General features: G+C 69.8%; 9 protein-coding genes and 1 pseudogene. 4 read left to right on the plus strand and 6 right to left on the minus strand.

The annotated features are described in order from the left end of the window. Positions 1-166: 166 nt before the first annotated feature. Positions 167-1,393: a tetratricopeptide repeat protein gene (locus ACWCRD_RS41480; RefSeq protein WP_450970845.1), complete on the plus strand. Its 1,227-nt coding sequence runs from the start codon at positions 167-169 to the stop codon at positions 1,391-1,393. Here the strand turns inward: ACWCRD_RS41480 and ACWCRD_RS41485 are convergent. The 4 genes from ACWCRD_RS41485 to ACWCRD_RS41500 form a co-directional block, all read right to left on the minus strand. Beyond that, on the minus strand, positions 1,350-1,772 hold the full coding sequence (locus ACWCRD_RS41485) for a M28 family peptidase (RefSeq protein WP_450970846.1): 423 nt from the start codon (positions 1,770-1,772) through the stop codon (positions 1,350-1,352). The two genes, ACWCRD_RS41480 and ACWCRD_RS41485, sit on opposite strands and share 44 nt — an antisense overlap. A gap of 64 nt (positions 1,773-1,836) precedes the next feature. After that, on the minus strand, positions 1,837-2,325 hold the full coding sequence (locus ACWCRD_RS41490) for a VOC family protein (protein ID WP_450970847.1): 489 nt from the start codon (positions 2,323-2,325) through the stop codon (positions 1,837-1,839). 189 nt (positions 2,326-2,514) lie between these two features. After that, positions 2,515-3,462: an EamA family transporter RarD gene (gene rarD, locus ACWCRD_RS41495; RefSeq protein WP_450970848.1), complete on the minus strand. Its 948-nt coding sequence runs from the start codon at positions 3,460-3,462 to the stop codon at positions 2,515-2,517. 128 nt (positions 3,463-3,590) lie between these two features. Next, the gene (locus tag ACWCRD_RS41500) at positions 3,591-4,445 is read right to left on the minus strand and encodes an SDR family oxidoreductase (protein ID WP_450970849.1); all 855 of its coding nucleotides are present in this window, start codon (positions 4,443-4,445) and stop codon (positions 3,591-3,593) included. A gap of 94 nt (positions 4,446-4,539) precedes the next feature. On the opposite strand from ACWCRD_RS41500, the gene ACWCRD_RS41505 reads away from it, so the two are divergent. From ACWCRD_RS41505 to ACWCRD_RS41515, 3 genes are all read left to right on the plus strand, one after another. Continuing rightward, complete coding sequence (locus ACWCRD_RS41505; protein WP_450970850.1) at positions 4,540-4,950, plus strand: winged helix-turn-helix transcriptional regulator; 411 nt, start codon at positions 4,540-4,542, stop codon at positions 4,948-4,950. 249 nt (positions 4,951-5,199) lie between these two features. Then, the gene (locus tag ACWCRD_RS41510; protein ID WP_450970851.1) at positions 5,200-5,778 is read left to right on the plus strand and encodes a DUF6082 family protein; all 579 of its coding nucleotides are present in this window, start codon (positions 5,200-5,202) and stop codon (positions 5,776-5,778) included. A 114-nt stretch (positions 5,779-5,892) separates the two neighbouring features. Further along, positions 5,893-6,135, plus strand: coding sequence for a hypothetical protein (locus ACWCRD_RS41515; RefSeq protein WP_344403631.1), 243 nt, complete (start codon positions 5,893-5,895; stop codon positions 6,133-6,135). Between the two features lie 62 nt (positions 6,136-6,197). Here ACWCRD_RS41515 and ACWCRD_RS41520 read toward each other — a convergent pair whose 3' ends face one another. Together ACWCRD_RS41520 and ACWCRD_RS41525 are read right to left on the minus strand one after the other, a co-directional pair. Next, on the minus strand, positions 6,198-7,277 hold the full coding sequence (locus ACWCRD_RS41520; protein ID WP_450970852.1) for a 2-oxoacid:ferredoxin oxidoreductase subunit beta: 1,080 nt from the start codon (positions 7,275-7,277) through the stop codon (positions 6,198-6,200). Continuing rightward, a pseudogene (locus ACWCRD_RS41525) lies at positions 7,270-8,154 on the minus strand (2-oxoacid:acceptor oxidoreductase subunit alpha); the annotation flags it as partial. The pseudogene ACWCRD_RS41525 and the gene ACWCRD_RS41520, both read right to left, overlap by 8 nt.

Consider the following 8,154-nt stretch of genomic DNA (forward strand, 5'->3'; position numbering starts at 1 on the left):
TGACGCCACGGTGACCGGAGAACCGGCAGCGACCGGCGAGACTCAACAGTACGTGTACGAACGGATCTTGACGCCGGGGGAGCGGAAACCCGACGGCGGGAGGGAGCACCATGGAACCCGAACGCGCTGTCCGCAGACTCCCCGACGCATCCGAGTGAGGGAACCGATGGCTCGACTCAGCCGCGAGAAGAAGCGGGAACAGCAGCGCGCCGGGGGCTCGGCGGCCCTGGTGGCGGCACCGATCGACGTCCGCGTGCCCGAAGCCGGTGCGGTCGGCGCCTGGGTCGGCGGTGTGCCGGTCACCGCGGCCGCCGGTGAGGAGATCCAGCAGGCCGTCCTGAACCATCTCCATCGCATCGCCCTCGCCACCGGCCACCCTGTCCTTGCCACCGTGCACGACGAGCGGATCGGCTGCGTCGTACACCTTCAGGTGGACACGGACGGGGCCAGCAGTTTCACCGGGGAACCCGTAGGGATGACTGTTCCCGCGGCGGAGGCTCTGCCGTCCCCGGCGCGGCAGCCGGAGCAGTCACCTCAGGGCGACACGCCGACGCACGTGCTGCGGGCGCCCGCGGAACCCGCGCGGGAGACCTCCCCGACGTTCGTACTGCGTGCGCTGCCACAACCGGCACAGGACAGGGCTCCGGGCACGGTGGCGGCCCCGACCGGCGAGTTCGGCCCGCCCCCGCCGATGGATGCGGTCCCGCAGCACCACCCGGAACCCGAGGACGCATCCGTACCCCGCGAGGAATCCGTACCCCGCAAGGAATCCGCGGACGCACCTGCATCCAAGCGCCCCGCGACCGCCCCCCTCCTCCTGGTCCCCCCGGACCCGGCCCTCGACCCCGACCCCAAGCCCACCCCCGCCCGCGGCTTCGACGCCGTGGCCGAAGCCGTCCTCGGTGACGAACCGCCGACCGCTCCCGCGTTCCTCGCGGAGCCGATGGCGCAGATCAACGAGGCCGTGAAGGCGGGGCGGACAGAGACCGCGGCCGCGCTGGCCGAGACCACGGCCGAGGAGGCTTCGGCGGCCCTCGGGCCGGAGCACCCCGAAGTGCTCCGGCTGCGTGAACTCACCGCGTACATCGCCTACTTGGCGGGCGAGCCGATCCGCGCGTTCCGGCTCTCGCTCGACCTGGCCCGGATCCACCGCCGCAGCGGGGACGCGGAGGCGGCCTACGGCAACATCCAGAGCGCCGCCTCCGCCTGGCGTGCCGTGCGCGATCCGCAGCAGGGCCTGGATCTCGGCCACGAGCTGATCGGCCTGTGGACCGAGCTCACGGCCGAGGACGGCCCGGCGGCCGACGACATCGAGCGGCTGGAGTCGGCCCGCACCCGCATGGGCCGACTCACGGAACGCGCCCGCAAGTCGGCCCGGCAGACGCCGAGTTGACGATTGGTGACACCTGCTGCGACAGCTCCCACACCGCATGCGCGATGGCGTCGCTGTTGCGGTCCAGGGCGGTGTCGTCGATGGGGGACGTCGTGGCGCAGGAGCGGCGGCAGCAGGCGTCAAAGACGTAGTCCTTGAATGTCTTCTCGATCGCCGGGTCGTCGTCGTAGACGCAGTAGCCGGGGCTCGGCCGGCCGATCATGTCGAAGTTCAGACAGCCGCTGATCTTCGAGCGATGTGCGGCGGAGAGGCCGTCGACGTAGCGGCCGGAGCCGATGCCCAGCTCCTCCGCACCCCTCCAGGCGGTCGTGGCGGCCGCCGTCGCCGAAGATGCCGCACCGGCTGGGGCACCGCCGGCCAGGCGCATGACAGCCGACACGCCGACGGCTGCCGAGCCGGTTCCCGTAACGGAACATCCGGCCCGCCGGGAGCCCCGCTGTGACCTACTGCACGCAGAACTCGTTCCCCTCCGGGTCCGCCATCACCACCCACTCCCCGGCGGGCTCCTTCACCCGCCGCAGCACGCTCGCGCCCAGCCCCACCAGCCGCTCGACCTCGCCGTCACGCTGCCCGTCGCCGGGATGCAGATCGAGATGCAGCCGGTTCTTGACGCTCTTCGCCTCCGGCACCCGCTGGAACAGCAGCCGCCGTCCGAGCCCCGTCCCCCGCTCCTTGTCGTACGGATCGTCCGGATGACGTACCGCGATCAGGTCCCGGAAGGCGCGCCGCCCATGAAACTCGACGGTGGCCGCGACGGGCAGCGCCCCGAGCTCCAGCAGCCGCTCCACGAACGCACTGTTGTCCTCGACCTCGTAGCGCAACGCGGCGGCCCAGAAGTCGGCCTGCGCATGCGGATCACCGGCGTCGACGACCAGCTTCCAGTGGACGGGGGAGGGGCCGGACGGGGGCGTGGCTTCGGATGTCTGCGTCATGGACCACTTATATGCGGCTCGGCGCCCCATGTCTGCCGGGTCGACGGCTCCCAGCGCCCGGTCGGGGTTTTGTCTTTCAGTCCGTCCGGCATGAACGGACGGGACCGGCTCAGCCATTCTCAGCCCGTCCGGCGTTTGAGGACGAGGCCGTTCAGGCCGACACGGGGGTCTGGGCGGAGAGCCCCCCAGTCAGACGTCCACGGCAGCGGACGGCGCCGCCTCGACCCGCGGCACGCGAACCCGGGCCAGCCTGCTCGCGGAACGCCACGCATCCCACGTCAGCAAGCACAGGGCAACCCATACCAACGCAAACCCGGCCCACCGCTCCACCGGCATCGCCTCATGGAAGTACAGCACCCCGAGCAGAAACTGAAACACCGGCGCCAGATACTGCAGCAGCCCCAGCGTCGACAACGGCACCCGAATCGCCGCCGCGCCGAAACACACCAGCGGCAACGCGGTCACCACGCCGGTCGCGGCGAGCAGCGCCCCGTGCCCCACCCCGTGCGTCGTGAACGTCGACGAGCCCCGCGAGCTCAGCCACAGCAGATAACCCACCGCGGGCAGGAACTGGATCGCGGTCTCCGCGGCCAGCGACTCGATCCCGCCGAGCCCGACCTTCTTCTTCACCAGCCCGTACGTCGCGAACGAGAAGGCGAGCGTGAGCGAGATCCACGGCGGCTGCCCGTACCCCACCGTGAGCACGACCACCGCGGCGAAGCCGGTCCCGACCGCCACCCACTGCACGGGCCGCAGCCGCTCCTTCAGGATCAGCACGCCCATGGCGATGGTGACCAGCGGGTTGATGAAGTACCCGAGCGAGGCCTCGACGACATGCCCGCTGTTCACGGACCAGATGTACACGCCCCAGTTGACGGTGATGACGGCCGCGGCGATCGCGACGAGCCCCAGCCTGCGTGGCTGCCGCAGCAGCTCGCCCGCCCAGGCCCAGCGCCGCATCACGACGAGCGCGACGCCCACGAAGACCAGGGACCAGGCCATCCGGTGGGCGAGGATCTCGATGGCGCCGGCGGGCTTCAGCAGGGGCCAGAAGAGGGGGACGAGACCCCACATTCCGTAGGCGGCGAAGCCGTTCAGCAGTCCTATGTGCCGCTCGCCCCTCGACTTCCCGGCCACGGCCCCCTCCTCACCTCGTCGCGCACGCGTCCCAGGCAGAAGGTAACGCCGTGCGCCCCCGCCTGTCATACCCGTATCGCCATACGGTCATGACAGGCGGGGGCGTCGCACCGGGGCGCCCGGGAGCGTCAGCCCTTGACGGCCACCGCGATCGCGTCGGCGAGCGGCGTGGTCGGACGGCCGATCAGGCGGGACAGGTCGCCGGTGGAGACGACCAGCTCGCCCTTCTCGATGGAGGCGTCCACGCCCGCAAAAACCGCGGCGAGCGGGCCGGGCAGCCCGGCGCCGGTCAGGATCCCGGTGAAGGCCTCGACCGAGACGGGGCTGTAGGCGATCTCCTTGCCGGTCTGCCTGCTGAGCTCGGCCGCGTACTCGGCGAAGCTCCACGCCTCGTCGCCGCCCAGCTCGTACGTCTTGTTCTCATGGCCCTCGCCGGTCAGTACGGCGACGGCGGCGGCCGCGTAGTCGGCACGCGAGGCAGAGGAGACACGGCCGTCACCGGCGGCGGCGACGACGGCGTTGTGCTCCAGGACGGGCGCCAGGTTCTCGGTGTAGTTCTCGTGGTACCAGCCGTTGCGCAGCAGCGTGAACGGCACGCCGGAGGCGAGCAGGGCCTCCTCGGTGCCGCGGTGGTCGTCGACGAGCGCGGCCGTCAGGCTGCCGGGGGCGCTGGTGTAGGCGAGCAGCGCGACACCGGCGGCCTTCGCGGCCTCGATGACCACCTTGTGCTGGCCGACACGGCCCTTGTCGAACTCGTTGCCCGAGATGAGCAGCACCTTGTCACCGGCCGAGAAGATGCTGCCGAAGGTCTCGGGCGCGTTGTAGTCGGCGACCGCGAGCTTCACCCCGCGCGCGGCGAAGTCGGCGCCCTTCGCCTCGTCGCGTACGACGGCGGTGATCTGCTCTGCCGGGACCTTCTCCAGCAGCTGCTCCACGACATGACGGCCGAGGTGTCCGGTGGATCCGGTGACGACGATGCTCATGATCTGCGATCTCCTTGTGGGGTGCGGATGTGCCACTAACCTTAGGAGCGGCGCTAACTATTGGAAAGTACCCACTTTGAAGTAAGGTACTGGCATGGCAGTAAGTACTCCGGAATCCGTCGTCGAGTCGGCACCCGTCGCCAAGTACGACAGCGGCGAGGCGATGTGCCCCTACCGCCTCGTCCTGGAACACCTCACCAGCCGCTGGGGCGTGCTGGTCCTGATCGAACTCCTGGAGCGCCCGTACCGCTTCAGCGAACTGCGCCGGGCCATCGGCCGCGTCAGCGAGAAGATGCTCACCCAGACCTTGCAGACCCTCGAGCGCGACGGACTGGTGCACCGCGACGCCAAGCCGGTGATCCCGCCGAGGGTCGACTACTCCCTGACCGACCTGGGGCGCGAGGCGGCGCAGCAGGTGCGGGCGCTGGCGGTGTGGACCGAGCGGCGGATGGACGCCGTACAGCAGGCGCGGGACGCGTACGACGCGGCGAAGCGGCAGCGCTGAGCGGGGACTGAGCAGGGCCGACGCGTCCGTCGGCGGCTGCCGGACGCATGCGGCGGGCGCTCGCCGGGCACACGAGTGTCAGGGCGTGGACGGGCAGGAGCACTACGTCCTTCCATGCGCCCCCTCTCCGCCTTCCGCACCGGCTGACGGCACCGGGCACGCTGGAGGCGGAATGTCGTGCCCTCCCGTGCGCCGGTCCGTGCACCGTCGGCCGGTGCGCGGACACCTGATCCGGGGGGATTCCTCGAGATGGCTTCACGGCGGAACGCGGCCGCGCGAAGTATCGGTTCTGCAGTAGCGGCGGGACTGGGCCTGATGGGGGTGTCCTTCGCACGGGGCGGCGGCCGACGGCGTCTGGAGCAGCTGCTGACCGAGCTGGTGCAGCAACTCGCGCTGATGACCGAGGAGATCCGCCGGGCCAACCTCATCCAGCACTACCGCCTCATCGTGGACCAGAACGACCGCAAGCTGGACGACCCCTTGCTGGCCGAGGCGTCGAGCACCCTGAGGGGTCTTTCCGATGACAGGCGCCGACAGATGATCTTCGCCAACCAGCAGTACGGCTCCCTGGTGCTCGCCCATCGGGTCGGAGCGCTCGGCTGGGACGAACTCCTCGGCCATCTCCGGGTGTTGTGCATCAATTCCGTCTTCGCCGAGTACTGGGACCGGACCGTCGAGCACCGGCGGAGTCTGCCTCAGGACTCCGTCGAGGCGAGGATCGGCGCGGCCGTCGACGTGATGATGGAGGAGCTGGCCGAGGAGCCGGACGAGTGGTGGGTGGTGGGCGCCGTGCCTGAGCCGGAGCCCGAGCCCCCGGCGCACGGCTGAGGGCGTATGCCGCGCCTGTACTCCGACAGGTGAGTGTGAGCGCAGGTCGGCCCGGTCATGCTCTGGTCGTTGGCTGTGACTCCGGGAGGGGACGCTCAGTTGCCTGACGAATCGATGTCTGTTCGGATAGCCCGCCGCCTCGGCGATCCACCCCGCAAAAGAGGCAGCTATTCCTCCGAGACCTGCCCCGACCTGTTCGAACTGACCGATGGCAACTTCGCTGTCATCGGCACCGAAGCCACCACCGCCCTCGACCCCCATCTCCCCCCGGACGCCGCCCGCGCCGACTACGAACGCATCGTCGTCATCACCCGCGAGACCCTCATCCGTGCCAAGAAGGACATCCCCGACGTGTGAGACCGCACGGGAGGCCCGGATGCCGCACCGCCGCATCCGGGCCCTCCCTTTGTACGTGACGGTCAGCCGACGACCGTCCAGGTGTCGCCGCCGGCCAGCAGTGCGGCCAGGTCGCCCTTGCCGTTCTGCACGATCGCCGTGTCCAGCTGGTCGGCCATCTGGGTGTCGTACACCGGCCGGTCCACCGACCGCAGCACACCGATCGGGGTGTGGTGCAGGGTGTCCGGGTCGGCCAGCCGGGACAGGGCGAAGGCGGTGGTCGGCGACTCGGCGTGGGCGTCGTGGACCAGAATCCGGGACTCGTTGTCCGCGGTCACGTCGACCACCTTCAGGTCACCGGTGGCCGCATCCCGAACCACACCGCGCGCACCGTCCGCCCCGAAGCGGATCGGCTGTCCGTGCTCCAGCCGGATCACCGCCTCCTCGGCCTGCTGCTTGTCTTTCAGTGCCTCGAAGGCGCCGTCGTTGAAGATGTTGCAGTTCTGGTAGATCTCGATCAGCGCGGTGCCCGGGTGGGCGGCCGCCTGGCGCAGCACCTCGGTCAGGTGTTTGCGGTCGGAGTCGATGGTGCGGGCGACGAAGGAGGCCTCCGCGCCGATGGCCAGCGACACCGGGTTGAAGGGTGCGTCCAGGGAGCCCATCGGCGTCGACTTGGTGATCTTGCCGACCTCCGAGGTCGGCGAGTACTGCCCCTTGGTCAGGCCGTAGATCCGGTTGTTGAACAGCAGGATCTTCAGGTTCACATTGCGGCGCAGCGCATGGATGAGGTGGTTGCCGCCGATGGACAGGGCGTCGCCGTCACCGGTGACCACCCACACGCTCAGATCGCGTCGGCTGGTGGCCAGTCCGGTGGCGATGGCGGGGGCGCGTCCGTGGATGGAGTGCATGCCGTAGGTGTTCATGTAGTACGGGAAGCGGGAGGAGCAGCCGATGCCCGAGACGAAGACGATGTTCTCCTTGGCGAGGCCCAGCTCCGGCATGAAGCCCTGGACGGCCGCCAGGATCGCGTAGTCACCGCAGCCGGGGCACCAGCGCACCTCCTGATCGGACTTGAAGTCCTTCATGGACTGGCGGGCCTCGGCCTTGGGAACGAGCGAGAGCGCCTCGATCGTGCCCGTGCCTTCCGTGGACGTCTCAGCCATCGATGGCCTCCTTGAGAGCCGTGGCGAGCTGCTCCGCCTTGAACGGCATGCCGTTCACCTGGTTGTACGAGTGGGCGTCGACCAGGTACTTCGCCCGGATCAGCATGGCGAGCTGCCCGAGGTTCATCTCGGGAATCACCACTTTGTCGTAACGCTTCAGGACCGCGCCGAGATTCCTCGGGAAGGGGTTCAGATGCCGCAGATGGGCCTGCGCGATGGACTCCCCAGCCGTGCGCAGCCGCCGTACCGCCGCCGTGATCGGTCCGTAGGTCGAGCCCCAGCCGAGCACCAGCGTGCGCGCCTCGTGCGGGTCGTCGACCTCCAGCTCCGGCACGTCGATGCCGTCGATCTTGGCCTGCCGGGTGCGGACCATGAAGTCGTGGTTGGCGGGGGCGTACGAGATGTTCCCGGTCCCGTCCTCCTTCTCGATACCGCCGATGCGGTGCTCGAGACCGGGCGTGCCGGGAATGGCCCAGGGGCGGGCGAGGGTCTGCGGGTCGCGCTTGTAGGGCCAGAAGACCTCGGTGCCGTCCTCCAGCGTGTGGTTCGGGCCCTGTGCGAACTGCACGGTCAGGTCCGGGAGTTCGTCCAGTTCCGGGATGCGCCAGGGCTCCGAGCCGTTGGCCAGATAGCCGTCGGAGAGCAGCATCACCGGGGTGCGGTACATCAGCGCGATCCGCGCCGCCTCCATGGCCGCGTCGAAGCAGTCGGCCGGGGTTCTGGGGGCGATCACCGGAACCGGTGCCTCGCCGTTCCGCCCGAACATGGCCTGCAGCAGATCGGCCTGCTCGGTCTTGGTCGGCAGACCGGTGGACGGCCCGCCGCGCTGGATGTCGATGACGAGCAGGGGCAGCTCCAGGGAGACGGCGAGGCCGAT

The organism is Streptomyces sp. NPDC002092 (assembly GCF_053593775.1).